The organism is Streptomyces sp. NPDC051286 (assembly GCF_044455345.1).
Classification (GTDB): domain Bacteria; phylum Actinomycetota; class Actinomycetes; order Streptomycetales; family Streptomycetaceae; genus Streptomyces.
Genome location: NZ_JBITER010000001.1, coordinates 608,660 through 621,577 on the forward strand (window position 1 = coordinate 608,660; position 12,918 = coordinate 621,577).

Consider the following 12,918-nt stretch of genomic DNA (forward strand, 5'->3'; position numbering starts at 1 on the left):
CCCCGTATGCTACAAGTTGCGCTGCGAGCCTGCGCGCCTCAGACCTAGCAGGCCGCGCTTGCGTCTGTTGCATGTCCCCTCGGTTCACGAGGCGCCTCCCGCTCGCCGGGTCGGGTGCTTCCTCGGCTGTCCGGCTTCTGCAGAGGCGATACGGGCTCTCGGCGTAGCAGTACCTACGACTCACTGTCCGTACCGGAGCCCTTTCCCACATGACGAGCAGCACCGAGACCACCGCCACCACTCCGCAGGTTGCGGTCAACGACATCGGCGACGCCGACGCGTTCCTTGCGGCGATCGACGAGACGATCAAGTACTTCAACGACGGCGACATCGTTGACGGTGTCATCGTCAAGGTTGACCGGGACGAGGTTCTCCTCGACATCGGTTACAAGACCGAAGGCGTCATCCCGAGCCGCGAGCTCTCGATCAAGCACGACGTCGACCCGAACGAGGTCGTCAAGGTCGGCGACGAGATCGAGGCCCTGGTTCTCCAGAAGGAGGACAAGGAAGGCCGCCTGATCCTCTCGAAGAAGCGCGCTCAGTACGAGCGTGCCTGGGGCACCATCGAGAAGATCAAGGAAGAGGACGGCATCGTCACCGGTACCGTCATCGAGGTCGTCAAGGGTGGTCTCATCCTCGACATCGGCCTCCGCGGCTTCCTCCCGGCGTCGCTCGTCGAGATGCGTCGTGTCCGCGACCTCCAGCCCTACGTGGGCAAGGAGCTCGAGGCCAAGATCATCGAGCTGGACAAGAACCGCAACAACGTGGTCCTGTCCCGCCGTGCCTGGCTCGAGCAGACCCAGAGCGAGGTCCGTCAGACCTTCCTCACGACCCTGCAGAAGGGCCAGGTCCGCTCCGGCGTCGTCTCTTCGATCGTCAACTTCGGTGCCTTCGTGGACCTCGGTGGCGTCGACGGTCTCGTGCACGTCTCCGAGCTGTCCTGGAAGCACATCGACCACCCCTCCGAGGTTGTCGAGGTCGGCCAGGAAGTCACCGTCGAGGTTCTCGACGTCGACATGGACCGCGAGCGCGTCTCGCTGTCGCTCAAGGCGACGCAGGAAGACCCGTGGCAGCAGTTCGCCCGTACGCACCAGATCGGGCAGGTCGTTCCCGGTAAGGTCACGAAGCTCGTTCCGTTCGGTGCGTTCGTGCGCGTCGACGAGGGCATCGAGGGTCTGGTCCACATCTCCGAGCTGGCCGAGCGCCACGTGGAGATCCCGGAGCAGGTCGTCCAGGTCAACGACGAGATCTTCGTCAAGGTCATCGACATCGACCTCGAGCGCCGTCGCATCAGCCTCTCGCTGAAGCAGGCCAACGAGGCGTTCGGCGCCGACGCCGCCTCGGTCGAGTTCGACCCGACCCTGTACGGCATGGCCGCGTCCTACGACGACCAGGGCAACTACATCTACCCCGAGGGCTTCGACCCCGAGACCAACGACTGGCTCGAGGGCTACGAGACCCAGCGCGAGGCGTGGGAGACGCAGTACGCCGAGGCGCAGGAGCGCTTCGAGCAGCACCGCGCCCAGGTCATCAAGTCCCGCGAGGCCGACGAGGCCGCTGCTGCCGAGGGCGCTGCCGCCCCGGCCGGTGGCGCCCCGGCTGCCTCCGGCGCCGGCGGCTCGTACTCCTCGGAGTCCGCGGACAACTCCGGCGCCCTGGCGTCGGACGAGGCCCTGGCTGCCCTGCGCGAGAAGCTGGCGGGCGGCCAGAGCTGACGCTCTGACCCTCCGGCCGGTCATCGGCTGCAGTAGTTGACAGTGAGGCCCGCTCCCTTCGGGGAGCGGGCCTCACTCGTATGCGCGGCCGGGCGGAAGGCGGTCACCGCACTGCACAGGCGCGTTCTGGCGTAACCACCCTGTGAAAGGGCACAGGCCGGGAATGCCTGTGTCCCGCCGGGCGTTCTTCCCCAGGAATACGAGGAGGAGCGGTAACCGTGCCTGATCCGCAGAGTTTGTACGAATGGGAGCCGAAGGGCCTGGCCGTCGTCGACATGGCGCTCGCCCAGGAGTCGGCCGGCCTGGTCATGCTCTACCACTTCGAGGGGTACATCGACGCGGGTGAGACCGGCGAGCAGATCGTGGACGGCCTCCTCGAGACACTGCCGCACCAGGTCGTGGCCCGCTTCGACCACGACCGGCTCGTCGACTACCGCGCACGGCGCCCGCTGCTGACCTTCCGGCGTGACCGCTGGGCGGCGTACGAGACCCCGACACTGGACGTCCGGGTGGTCCAGGACGCCACCGGGGCGCCCTTCCTGCTGCTCTCCGGGCCCGAGCCGGACGTGGAGTGGGAGAGGTTCGCCTCCGCCGTCGAGCAGATCGTCGAGCGGCTGGGGGTGCGTCTCGCCGTCAACTTCCACGGCATCCCGATGGGCGTCCCGCACACCCGGCCGGTCGGCATCACGCCGCACGGCAACCGCACGGACCTGATGCCCGGCCACCGCAGCCCCTTCGACGAGGCACAGGTCCCTGGCTCCGCCGAGGCACTGGTGGAGTACCGGCTGATGGAGGCCGGACACGACGTCCTCGGCGTCGCCGCCCATGTGCCGCACTACGTCGCCCGCTCCGCGTACCCGGACGCCGCGCTCACCGCACTGGAGGCGATCACGGCCGCGACCGGCCTGGTTCTGCCGGCCATCGCGCACTCCCTGCGCACGGAGGCCCACCGCACGCAGACGGAGATCGACCGCCAGATCGACCAGGGAGACGAGGAGCTCGTCTCGCTCGTCGAGGGGCTTGAGCACCAGTACGACGCGCTCGCGGGTTCCGAGACGCGCGGCAACCTGGTCGCGGAACCGGTCGACCTGCCGTCCGCCGACGAGATCGGCCTCGAATTCGAACGGTTCCTCGCCGAGCGGGAGGGCGACGGCTGACCGCCGGCCCGGACAGCGTGACCGGGCCATGACGGCGCGCGGAGGCGGCGCTACTCTCTCGACCATGCTGAAAGTGGGCCTGACCGGCGGAATCGGCGCCGGCAAGAGCGAAGTGTCACGGCTGCTCGTCTCGTACGGAGCGGTACTGATCGACGCCGACCGGATCGCGCGCGAGGTCGTCGAGCCCGGAACCCCCGGACTCGCGGCCGTCGTCGAGGCCTTCGGCGACGGCATCCTCACCGCCGACGGCACCCTGGACCGGCCGAAGCTCGGCTCCATCGTCTTCTCCGACGCCGACGGGCTCGCCACGCTCAACGCGATCGTCCACCCGCTGGTCCGCGCCCGCTCCGCCGAACTGGAGCAGGCGGCGGGCCCCGACTCCGTCGTCGTCCACGACGTTCCCCTTCTCGCCGAGAACGGACTCGCCCCGCTCTACGACCTGGTCGTCGTCGTGGACGCCACCCCCGGGACCCAGCTCGACCGGCTCGTACGGCTGCGCGGCATGACAGAGGCCGAGGCCCGCGCCCGGATGGCCGCGCAGGCCACCCGCGAGCAGCGACGGGCCGTCGCCGATCTGATCGTCGACAACGACGGACCGCTGGAGGCGCTGGAGCCACAGGTCCGCAAGGTCTGGGAGGAACTGACGCAGCGGGCCGCTGCCGCCTCCGGGCGGGGCTGATACGGCCGGCCGCCACGGACCGGTCCACCGACCGGAATACCGGCACCCGGCCGGACGTTGGAAACGGGTTGACGAAGGGAAGGATGCGACCGTGCCCGAGAGGACCCCGGAAACCCATGTCATCGACTTCCGCGCGGCCGAACGCCTGCTGGCCGCGCGCGACCCGCGGGGCGCGGTCAAACTGCTGGACTCGGTGATCGCGGCCCATCCGGAGAACACGGCCGCCCGTCTGCTGCGCGCACGCGCCTTCTTTGCCGCCGCCCAACTGCGCCCGGCCGAGCTGGAATTCGAACTCGTCCTGGAGCGCGAACCGGCCAACGCGTTCGCGCACTTCGCGTTGGCCCGTACCTTCCAGCGCTCCGGCCGTTCGGAACAGGCCGTGCGTCACTTCCGGCTGGCCGCCGCACTCGACCCGAACCCGGAGTATCTGCGGGCGGCCCGCTTCGGCACGGACGACTGACGCCACGGTCCCGTCCATGAGGATCACGGCTCCCAGGACGGGCACTCCGCGGCTCCGACCGGGGCCGGGTCCAGTCCCGCCCGAGCGGTGACGGAGGTGCGCCCGCGCGGGCCGGGGGCTGTGTGGCATCGACGTCTGCCCTGACTGACCTGCCCACGATTCCAGTCCCTGACGACCGAGCCCCGCGCCGGGACCCGGAGCTCAGTGCCCGTACCGGCCGTGTCCACCGTGGTCCGGTTCGTACGGGGGGATGTTGCGGCCCGGCTGGTAGTGCGGGCCCTGGTGGATGTGGTGGAGGATCACTGCCATATCCACCAGCGTCAGCAGCAGGAGCAGACCGCAGGCCGCGGCCCAGCCCGGGCGGTCGACCAGGCTGAAGGCCGTCAGGCCGAAGACCGCCCAGGCCATGCCCCATAGACTCAGGCACAGCCGCAGGCGCAGCGGGCTACGTGCGGTCATCGGTTCATTGCCGGTACGCATGGTGATCGCCTCTCCTCCCAGGATGGACCCGCGACGGCGGTTTTGAGTAACGACGACGACAGAATGTGGGGCACCGTCCGTGAACGGCACACCATGGGGGCACAGCGCCACCCGCCGGGCCCGGGTCCGCGGGTCGCTGCTCGGCGGCGCGATCGGGGACGCCCTGGGAAACCCGGTGGAATTCCTGTCGCTCTCCGGTATCCGCCGGGCATACGGGGAGCAGGGCGTCCGGGAACCTGTCGGGGACGGGGACGGGGTCGCCGGCCGGGTCACCGACGACACGCAGATGACCCTGTTCACCGCGGAAGGGCTGATCAGGGCGCACTCCCGGGCCGTGTCGAAGGGGATGGGCGGCGCCGAGACCGCGATGGTCCGCAACGCCTATCTGCGCTGGCTCGACACCCAGAACCATCCGGCACCGCCCGCCCGCGGCGGAGACGACCTCGTACGGACCGGATGGCTGCGGCAGCAGCGCTTCCTGTACGCCCGCCGGGCCCCCGGCAACGCCTGCCTCACCGGACTCGCGGCCGGCCACATCCCCGACCCGACGGGACCGATCGGCCTGCCGGGTCCGGTCAACACCGGGTCCAAGGGATGCGGCACGGTGATGCGGTCCGCGCCCTTCGGCCTGATCGGCGAGGGAGCGGCGACCGGCTTCGCGCTCGCCGCCCGCTGCGCCCAGATCACCCATGGGCATCCGACCGGTGCGTTGGCCGCCGGGGCCCTCGCCGCGATCATCGCCCATCTGCTGGAGGGCGACTCGATGGCGGGCGCTGTGCTGCGCGCCATGGAGCTGCTGGCCCGCCACCCGGGGCACGAGGAGACGACGGCGGCGCTGCGCGCGGCCGTCGACCTGGCCGCGCAGGGGGCGCCGACCGCCGAGAAGGTGGAGTCGCTGGGGGCGGGCTGGGTGGCCGAGGAGGCCCTCGCCATCGCCGTGTACTGCGCCCTGGTGCTGCCCGGCGCCGACGAGGTGGCGGAGTCGCTGTTGCTGTCGGTCAACCACTCGGGCGACAGCGACTCCACCGGCTCGGTCTGCGGCAATCTGCTCGGCGCCCACCACGGTGACGTGCAACTCCCGTCTTCCTGGCTCGTGCTGACGGAGGGACGGGCCGTGATCACCGAGCTGGCGGATGATCTGTGCCTGGAGTTCGAGCAGGCGGTGGCGTGGCCGCAGGAGCGCTATCCGGTGTGCTGACGGACGCCGGGCGACGAGGAGCCCGGCGCACGAGGGCGCCGCGTGCCGGGAACCGCGCCCAACGTCCGTTCGTTCGGGTGTATATGAGCGGACGACGGGTGCGTGAAGGATATTCAGGGACGGGACCCGGCTCGATCACTCCGGACGGTTGTGCGGTCGAGCTGTACAGACGGCTTTCCGCCGATGGTGAACCGGATGTGATCCAGGCTGCGGTACCCGCCGGTGCGAGCATTCTCGAACTCGGCTGCGGGGCGGGTCGCGTGACCCATGCGCTGGTCGAGCGCGGCTTTGAGGTCACGGCCGTGGACGAGTCGCCGGAGATGCTGGAACACGTACGGGGCGCGCGTACGGTGCAGAGCCCCATCGAGTCCCTCGACCTCGGCGACGAGACCTTCGACGTGGTGATGCTGGCGTCGTTCCTGGTGCATGCGAGCGAACACCGGGTGCGCGACGGAATGCTGCGCGTCTGCCGACGGCACGTCAGGGAGGGGGGCGTCGTGCTGCTGCAGCGTGAGGGCATCGACTACCACACCGATCTGCCGCGGGAGCGTGTCGACGCGTCCGGCTGCACCGTACGGATCGTCTCGGCGGACCCCGTCGGCGACGAGGTGCGGGCGGTGCGCGCGGAGTATGTCTTCGACGATGCGCGATGGACCCAGACCTTTCTGTCGCGCCGGCTGACGAAGGAACAGTTCGAGGGGCATCTGGAGGCGGCGGGACTGACCGTCGACCGGTATCTCACGGCTGACGGGGTGTGGGTGCGGGCTCTGCCCATGTAGGGCCTCTCGTTTGGATCATGCCGGGTTCGCGGGGTCTGATCCGGCCTGTTCCAAACGAAAGGCCCCAGGCGGGGCAGGAGCGATGAGTTTCGGACGGCGGTGGGGTCTACCCCTGTGTACGCGACGCTGCTTCGAGGAGACCCCGATGTCCGAGACCACGACGGTGACGAACACGACGACCGCCGACGCCACGACGGAGAACACGGCACGCAGCCGTGGTGCGGTCGCGCTGACCGTCGCGCGGGTTGTACTTGCCCTGTTCTTCGCCTTCAGCGCGTTCGCCAAGCTGATCGCCCATGAAACCGCGGTCGAGTCCTTCGACCGCATGGGCTGGAGCCATGGTGCGATGTACCTCATCGGTGCCCTGGAGATGGCTGGCGCCATCGCCCTGCTGGTTCCCCTGCTGTCCGGCGTCGCAGCGATGGCCTTCGCCGGACTGCTGGCCGGCGCCTCCATCGTCCAACTGACGCTGCTCGACCCGGTGAACGCGATCATGCCCGCACTGCTCATCGGGCTGGTCGTCCTGATCGCGCGGGAGCGGCGGGACAGAACGGCACGACTGGTCGCGCTCATCCGCAGGCGCGCGTAGGGCGAGCGGCCTCCGTGCGTGCACCGCCGCAGCCCGGCATCGAACAGCGTCCCGCGGATGCGCCCCGGTGCCGGGCTGCGGCGGCTCGCCGCCACCGCGGTCAGTGGACCGTGCTGAAGCTGCGCCAGGGGAGGGAGGTCGCTGCGTTCACATCGGTGAACGTGGTGGCGAGATACGTCGTCCCCGGGCCCGTGCAGTCCTGTGTCCGGTACAGGATGATGTCGATCAGGGTCCCGTTACGCACTGCTTTGGCCCCGGGGAAGAGCCGGTGGCAGCCCTTCACCAAGGGGCTGTTCAACATGACCACGGCATTCCGCTCGGTGACGTAGGTGACCGGCCCGGCCGCGGTGCGACCGAGGCCGGAACAGCCGGCGACGGTGAGGGTCAGCAGCGCGGTCCCGGCTGCGATGCCGAGACGGCGGCGTCGTTGATCGATCACGGGCATGGGCGCGTCCTCGTCTGTTCGTCCGGCTCGTCCGTACATCAGGTGCTGACGATGGTCACCCTGCCCGCTCCCGGCCACCCCGGCATCCGGTGCAGGGCCTGCCGGGTGATCACCGTGCGGGTCGAGGTTCGCCCGGTGCACTTAATGGGCATAACGTGATAATAGGTGCGCAAATCGGGCGTTTCCGGCTTCAGGGGTCCGTCATGGTCGAAGAACTGGTGGTCGCGATAGCGGCGACGGCGTCCGCGGGTGTGGTCTACGCATTGGCCGCTGCGCGGATCGTGAAACAGTACGAACGGGGCGTCGTGCTGCGGCTCGGCAGGCTGCGCAACGATGTGCGCGGCCCCGGATTCACCATGATCCTTCCCGGCATCGAGCATATGCGGAAGGTCAATATGCAGATCGTGACGATGCCCGTGCCCGCACAGGACGGCATCACGAGGGACAACGTGACGGTGCGGGTGGATGCGGTCATCTACTTCAAGGTGGTCGACGCCGCGAGCGCGGTCGTGGAGGTCGAGGACTACCGGTTCGCGGTGTCGCAGATGGCACAGACATCCCTGCGGTCGATCATCGGCAAGAGTGACCTCGACGACCTGCTGTCCAACCGGGAGAAGCTGAACCAGGGACTGGAGCTCATGATCGACAGCCCTGCGGTGGGCTGGGGCGTCCAGATCGACCGGGTGGAGATCAAGGACGTATCGCTGCCGGAGACGATGAAGCGCTCCATGGCGCGCCAGGCCGAGGCCGACCGCGAGCGGCGCGCGCGGGTCATCAACGCGGACGCGGAGCTGCAGGCATCGAAGAAACTGGCCGAAGCGGCCGGCCAGATGTCCGCCCAGCCGGCCGCGCTGCAGCTGCGACTGCTGCAGACCGTGGTCGCGGTCGCGGCGGAGAAGAACTCCACACTGGTGCTGCCGTTCCCGGTGGAACTGCTCCGCTTCCTGGAGCGGGCGCAGCAGCCCGGACAGCTGCAGCAGCAACCGGAGCCGCAGCCGCAACAGATCCCGCCCGCGGTGCCTGCGGCCGCGCCTCCGCCTGCACCGGCCGCCGCGCCGGTGGCCTCCGGGCCCACGCGGGTCACCCGCCCGAAGCCACTCGCCAGGCACTGACCGGAGCGAATGCCGGCCGAGGACCGGTTGTCAGACCCCCCGCCTAGACTCGCGGAGTCAGTGAGATCAGACGATCGAGCGCGGGACGGGAGGGGTGCGATGACCTCGGCAGGACGTGCGCAACAGGACGCGCAGGACGCGGCCACGGCTCGCTTCCTGCGGTGCGCTGCCGTCTTCCTGCCCGCCTCGCTGCCGCGGGACGGGCGAGTCGCCTTCTGGGACCCGGACGGCGGTCCGCTTCCGGAGGCCGCGCCGGCCGAGGGTTCTGAGATCACCGTCGTGCGACGTCACGGGCAGCAGGGCGAGGTTCGTGTCCGTGCCGTGCCCGCCGTCCTGCTGCCCGTCGCCGACGCCCTGCCCCTGCTGGTCCGGGCCCGGCACCGGCAGTCCGCCCATCCGGCCGCCCGCTGCTGGGGAGCGGCCGCACTCCATGGGCTCAACCTGGTGGCGCGCGGCCGGCTGGTCCCCGGTCTGACGGCCGAGGACCACGACGCCTGGCGGGCCGGTCCGCGCGACGCCGAGGACATCGCTCATCTGCGCGCGATCGCCGCGGCCATGCCGCCCGAGGCACATGCCGTCCCGCTCCCGGACCGCACACCGCTTCAGCTCCCGGACCCCGAGTCGCTGCTCGGTGCGTTCCTCGACGCGGTCGCCGACACCCTGCCCCGGACACCCGCGGCGGCGTACGCGATGGGGGCCCCTTTCGCGGCCTGCGAGGCCCAGCATCTGCCCCGCGCCCGCGACTGGGCCGCCGAGGTCGCTGCCGGTCTGGACGCGGGGGTGCGGGTGTCGCTCCGGCTCGACCTGTCGGCGTACGAACTCTTCGACACCGCCGACACCTACGGCGGCCCCGACGCCGGCGATTCCACCGAAGACGCCGCGGACATCCACCGCGGCGCCGCGCGGCATGCCGCCGCGGCGATCACGCAGGTGCACAGCCTGGCCGACCCGACGTACGTCATCGACGCCGCCGCACTGTGGGACGGCGGTGGCGGAGAACCGTTCGGGCCGCGGGCCAGGATCGACGCCGTGCTCGCACTGCGCCGCGCCGCCCGGGTCTGGGCGCCGCTGGACCGGCTGCTGGACCAGCCGGTCCCCGACGTGCTCGCCCTCACCGAGGACGAGTTGTACGAGCTGCTGAGCGACGCCGGGGCGCGGCTGGCGGCGGCAGGCGTGAGCGTCCACTGGCCGCGCGAACTCGTCCGCTCCCTCACGGCCGCCGCTGTCGTACGGCCCGCGCCCGACTCGGCCACCGACGGCACCTCGTTCTTCGACGCCGAGCAGCTCTTCTCCTTCAACTGGCAGCTGTCGCTGGGCGACGAGCAGCTCACCGAGCGGGAGATGGACATCCTCGCGGAGGCCCACCGCCCGGTGGTGCGCCTGCGGGACCAGTGGGTCGTCGTCGACCCCGCGCTCGTACGCAAGGCACGCAAGCGTGAACTCGGCCTGCTCGACCCGGTGGACGCCCTCGCCGTCGCGCTGACCGGCAGCGCGGAGGTGGACGGCGAACAGGTCGAGGCGGTGCCCGCCGGTGCCCTCGCCGAACTCCGCACCCGCATCCTCGCCGACGACGACGCCATCGAGCCGCCGCCCGGGCTGGAGGCCACGCTCCGCGACTACCAACTGCGCGGCCTGGCCTGGCTCGACCGGATGACATCGCTCGGCCTCGGCGGCTGCCTCGCCGACGACATGGGACTCGGCAAGACCATCACCGTCATCGCCCTGCATCTGCGCCGCGCGCACCCCGCACCCACCCTGGTGATCTGCCCCACCTCCCTCCTGGGCAACTGGCACCGGGAGATCAACCGCTTCGCCCCGGGTGTTCCCGTCCGCCGTTTCCACGGCACCGACCGCACGCTCGACGACCCCGACGACGGCTTCGTCCTCACCACGTACGGAACGATGCGGTCCAGCGCCGCCGAACTCGCCCGGCACAGCTGGGGACTTGTCGTCGCCGACGAGGCGCAGCATGTGAAGAATCCGCACTCGTCCACCGCGAAGGCGCTGCGCACCATCCCGGCCCCGGCCAGGATCGCCCTCACCGGCACCCCCGTGGAGAACAACCTCTCCGAGCTCTGGGCCCTGCTCGACTGGACCACCCCCGGGCTGCTCGGCCCCCTCAAGGCGTTCCGTGCCCGGCACGCTCGGATCGTCGAGAGCACCGGCACCGCGGCAGGACTCGGGAACGAGGAAGCGGTCGAGCGTCTCTCCCGGCTGGTCAGGCCGTTCCTGCTGCGCCGCAAGAAGTCCGATCCGGGCATCGCCCCGGAGCTGCCGCCCAAGACGGAGACCGACCACCCCGTCTTCCTCACCCGCGAACAGGCCACGCTGTACGAGGCGGCGGTACGCGAGACCATGGCGTTCATCGAGGCCTCCGAAGGCATCGCCCGCCGCGGACTGATCATGAAGCTGCTGGCCTCGCTCAAGCAGATCTGCAACCACCCCGCGCAGTACCTGAAGGAGGAGCCGACCCGCCTCGTCGGCCGCTCCGGCAAGCTCGCCCTGCTGGACGAACTCCTCGACACGATCCTCGCCGAGGACGGCTCCGTGCTGATCTTCACCCAGTACGTGACGATGGCCCGGATCCTCTCCGCCCACCTCGCCTCGCGCGCCGTCCCGTCCCAGCTCCTGCACGGCGGTACGCCGGTGGCCGAACGGGAACGGATGGTGGACCGCTTCCAGTCCGGCGAGGTACCCGTCTTCCTGCTCTCCCTCAAGGCGGCGGGCACCGGACTGAACCTCACCCGCGCCGCCCACGTCATCCACTACGACCGCTGGTGGAACCCGGCGGTCGAGGAGCAGGCCACCGACCGCGCGTACCGCATCGGCCAGACCCAGCCCGTTCAGGTGCACCGGCTGATCGCGGAAGGCACCGTCGAGGACCGGATCGGCGACATGCTGGCGGCCAAGCAGGCCCTGGCCGACGCGGTGCTCGGCACCGGAGAGACCGCGCTGACCGAACTCAGTGACCGTGACCTTGCCGATCTCGTCTCGCTCCGGAGGCCGTCATGAGCCCCCGCTCCCGGCCCCCGTCGTATGTCCGCGTCCGCCCGGGCCCCGACGACCTGCGGCGCACCTTCGACGCCGTGCCGCCCCGCACGCACGACGGCGGCGCACCGTTCGCGGACAGTTGGTGGGGCCGGTCCTGGGTGGCGGCGCTGGAGTCCCTGTCGATGGACGAGGGGCGCCTCGCCCGCGGCCGTACGTACGCCGACAGCGGCCATGTCGCCGCGATCACCGTGACTCCCGGCCGCGTCGTCGCCTACGTCCAGGGCAGCCGCCCTCGCCCGTACCGGACCGAACTGCGGCTGCGGACCCTCAGCGACACCGGCTGGGACACCTTCCTCGATGCCGTCGCCGAGCGGCCCGGCCATCTCTCCGCGCTGCTCGCCAAGGAGATGCCGCACGGACTGGTCGACACGGCGGCCGAGGCCGGCGTCGGACTGCTGCCCGCCGCGGACGACCTCGAACCGAGCTGCTCCTGCCCCGACCACGGCTGGCCCTGCAAGCACGTGGCCGCCCTCTGCTATCAGATGGCCCGCCTGCTCGACACCGACCCGTTCGTCCTCCTGCTGCTGCGCGGCCGGGGCGAGCGCGAACTCGTCGAGGAACTGGGACGGCGCAACGCCGCGCACTCCGCCCGGGAACGGCCCGCGGCTGCCGCCACCCCTTCCGTGCCGGCGCGTGACGCGTTCGCCGACCGATTCCTGCCGCCGCTGCCCTCCCCGCTCCCGGAACCCGCGCATCCCGGCCAGCCGCCCTCGTACCCCGAACTGCCCGGCGCCCGCGACCCGCTCGCCCTCGACCACCTCGCCACCGACGCGGCGGCCCGCGCGCTGACGCTCCTCACCACCGGACACGATCCGCTCGCCGGGCTCACCGCCTGGCAGGACGCCGTCCGGCTGGCCGCCGCCCGCCCCACCGCCGGGCTCACCGCCACCACCCGCGCCCTCTACCGCGAGCTCGCCTACGCCACCGGCCGTACCACCACCGACCTGGCCCGCGCCGTCGCCGCCTGGCGCCAGGGCGGTGCCGAAGGGCTGGACGTCCTGGAGACTCCCTGGGACCCCCCGGCCGGTCCCTTCGACCGGGCTCGCCCCGCGCTCGCAGCCACCGACTTCCCCCGCTTCCACCCCTGGCGCAACCGCCTCACCCACCCCGGCGGTACCCTTCAGCTCCGCTTCGGGCACGACGGCCGTTGGTACGGCTACGAATCGGACCGGGACAAGGACGACTGGTGGCCACGCGCGATGCCGGACACCGACCCGGTGGGCGCAGTCATGGCTCTGCTCGGTCGCTGACAC

General features: G+C 70.9%; 12 protein-coding genes. 10 read left to right on the plus strand and 2 right to left on the minus strand.

Annotated features, from left to right (window positions below; genetic code table 11):
- The first annotated feature begins 209 nt into the window (after nucleotides 1-209).
- From rpsA to ACIBB8_RS02750, 4 genes are all read left to right on the plus strand, one after another.
- Entirely contained in the window at nucleotides 210-1,715 is a 1,506-nt protein-coding gene (rpsA, locus tag ACIBB8_RS02735; protein ID WP_358860801.1) for a 30S ribosomal protein S1, read from the plus strand.
- 218 nt (nucleotides 1,716-1,933) lie between these two features.
- The gene (locus ACIBB8_RS02740; RefSeq protein ID WP_398948593.1) at nucleotides 1,934-2,872 is read left to right on the plus strand and encodes a PAC2 family protein; all 939 of its coding nucleotides are present in this window, start codon (nucleotides 1,934-1,936) and stop codon (nucleotides 2,870-2,872) included.
- Nucleotides 2,873-2,936: 64 nt separating this feature from the next.
- On the plus strand, nucleotides 2,937-3,551 hold the full coding sequence (gene coaE / locus ACIBB8_RS02745) for a dephospho-CoA kinase (protein ID WP_398948594.1): 615 nt from the start codon (nucleotides 2,937-2,939) through the stop codon (nucleotides 3,549-3,551).
- 91 nt (nucleotides 3,552-3,642) lie between these two features.
- Complete coding sequence (locus tag ACIBB8_RS02750; protein WP_398948596.1) at nucleotides 3,643-4,011, plus strand: tetratricopeptide repeat protein; 369 nt, start codon at nucleotides 3,643-3,645, stop codon at nucleotides 4,009-4,011.
- A 201-nt stretch (nucleotides 4,012-4,212) separates the two neighbouring features.
- Here the strand turns inward: ACIBB8_RS02750 and ACIBB8_RS02755 are convergent, their stop codons facing one another.
- On the minus strand, nucleotides 4,213-4,491 hold the full coding sequence (locus tag ACIBB8_RS02755) for a DUF6343 family protein (RefSeq protein WP_398948599.1): 279 nt from the start codon (nucleotides 4,489-4,491) through the stop codon (nucleotides 4,213-4,215).
- 79 nt (nucleotides 4,492-4,570) lie between these two features.
- On the opposite strand from ACIBB8_RS02755, the gene ACIBB8_RS02760 reads away from it, so the two are divergent.
- The 3 genes from ACIBB8_RS02760 to ACIBB8_RS02770 all read left to right on the plus strand — a co-directional run bounded on the left by ACIBB8_RS02760 (nucleotide 4,571) and on the right by ACIBB8_RS02770 (nucleotide 7,057).
- Nucleotides 4,571-5,689, plus strand: coding sequence for an ADP-ribosylglycohydrolase family protein (locus tag ACIBB8_RS02760; protein WP_398948600.1), 1,119 nt, complete (start codon nucleotides 4,571-4,573; stop codon nucleotides 5,687-5,689).
- An 83-nt stretch (nucleotides 5,690-5,772) separates the two neighbouring features.
- Nucleotides 5,773-6,468, plus strand: coding sequence for a class I SAM-dependent methyltransferase (locus ACIBB8_RS02765; RefSeq protein WP_398948601.1), 696 nt, complete (start codon nucleotides 5,773-5,775; stop codon nucleotides 6,466-6,468).
- Between the two features lie 145 nt (nucleotides 6,469-6,613).
- Complete coding sequence (locus ACIBB8_RS02770; RefSeq protein WP_398948603.1) at nucleotides 6,614-7,057, plus strand: DoxX family protein; 444 nt, start codon at nucleotides 6,614-6,616, stop codon at nucleotides 7,055-7,057.
- A gap of 100 nt (nucleotides 7,058-7,157) precedes the next feature.
- Here the strand turns inward: ACIBB8_RS02770 and ACIBB8_RS02775 are convergent, their stop codons facing one another.
- Nucleotides 7,158-7,502 (minus strand): hypothetical protein, encoded by a 345-nt coding sequence (locus ACIBB8_RS02775; protein WP_398948604.1) that lies wholly within the window; start codon nucleotides 7,500-7,502, stop codon nucleotides 7,158-7,160.
- Nucleotides 7,503-7,705: 203 nt separating this feature from the next.
- Here ACIBB8_RS02775 and ACIBB8_RS02780 point away from each other — a divergent pair, with 203 nt between their 5' ends.
- From ACIBB8_RS02780 to ACIBB8_RS02790, 3 genes are all read left to right on the plus strand, one after another.
- Nucleotides 7,706-8,614: a slipin family protein gene (locus tag ACIBB8_RS02780; RefSeq protein ID WP_398948605.1), complete on the plus strand. Its 909-nt coding sequence runs from the start codon at nucleotides 7,706-7,708 to the stop codon at nucleotides 8,612-8,614.
- 99 nt (nucleotides 8,615-8,713) lie between these two features.
- Nucleotides 8,714-11,626, plus strand: coding sequence for a DEAD/DEAH box helicase (locus ACIBB8_RS02785; protein WP_398948606.1), 2,913 nt, complete (start codon nucleotides 8,714-8,716; stop codon nucleotides 11,624-11,626).
- Nucleotides 11,623-12,915, plus strand: a complete 1,293-nt coding sequence (locus ACIBB8_RS02790; protein WP_398948608.1) for an SWIM zinc finger family protein — start codon at nucleotides 11,623-11,625, stop codon at nucleotides 12,913-12,915. Before ACIBB8_RS02785 ends, ACIBB8_RS02790 begins: the two co-directional genes overlap by 4 nt.
- Nucleotides 12,916-12,918 lie beyond the last annotated feature (3 nt).

Coding starts and splice junctions, on each gene's coding strand:
- ACIBB8_RS02780 (WP_398948605.1), top strand. CDS start 7,706: ATGGTCGAAGAACTGGTGGTCGCGATAGCGGCGACGGCGTCCGCGGGT.
- ACIBB8_RS02755 (WP_398948599.1), bottom strand. CDS start 4,491: ATGCGTACCGGCAATGAACCGATGACCGCACGTAGCCCGCTGCGCCTG.
- ACIBB8_RS02790 (WP_398948608.1), top strand. CDS start 11,623: ATGAGCCCCCGCTCCCGGCCCCCGTCGTATGTCCGCGTCCGCCCGGGC.
- rpsA (WP_358860801.1), top strand. CDS start 210: ATGACGAGCAGCACCGAGACCACCGCCACCACTCCGCAGGTTGCGGTC.
- coaE (WP_398948594.1), top strand. CDS start 2,937: ATGCTGAAAGTGGGCCTGACCGGCGGAATCGGCGCCGGCAAGAGCGAA.
- ACIBB8_RS02785 (WP_398948606.1), top strand. CDS start 8,714: ATGACCTCGGCAGGACGTGCGCAACAGGACGCGCAGGACGCGGCCACG.
- ACIBB8_RS02775 (WP_398948604.1), bottom strand. CDS start 7,502: ATGCCCGTGATCGATCAACGACGCCGCCGTCTCGGCATCGCAGCCGGG.
- ACIBB8_RS02765 (WP_398948601.1), top strand. CDS start 5,773: ATGAGCGGACGACGGGTGCGTGAAGGATATTCAGGGACGGGACCCGGC.
- ACIBB8_RS02770 (WP_398948603.1), top strand. CDS start 6,614: ATGTCCGAGACCACGACGGTGACGAACACGACGACCGCCGACGCCACG.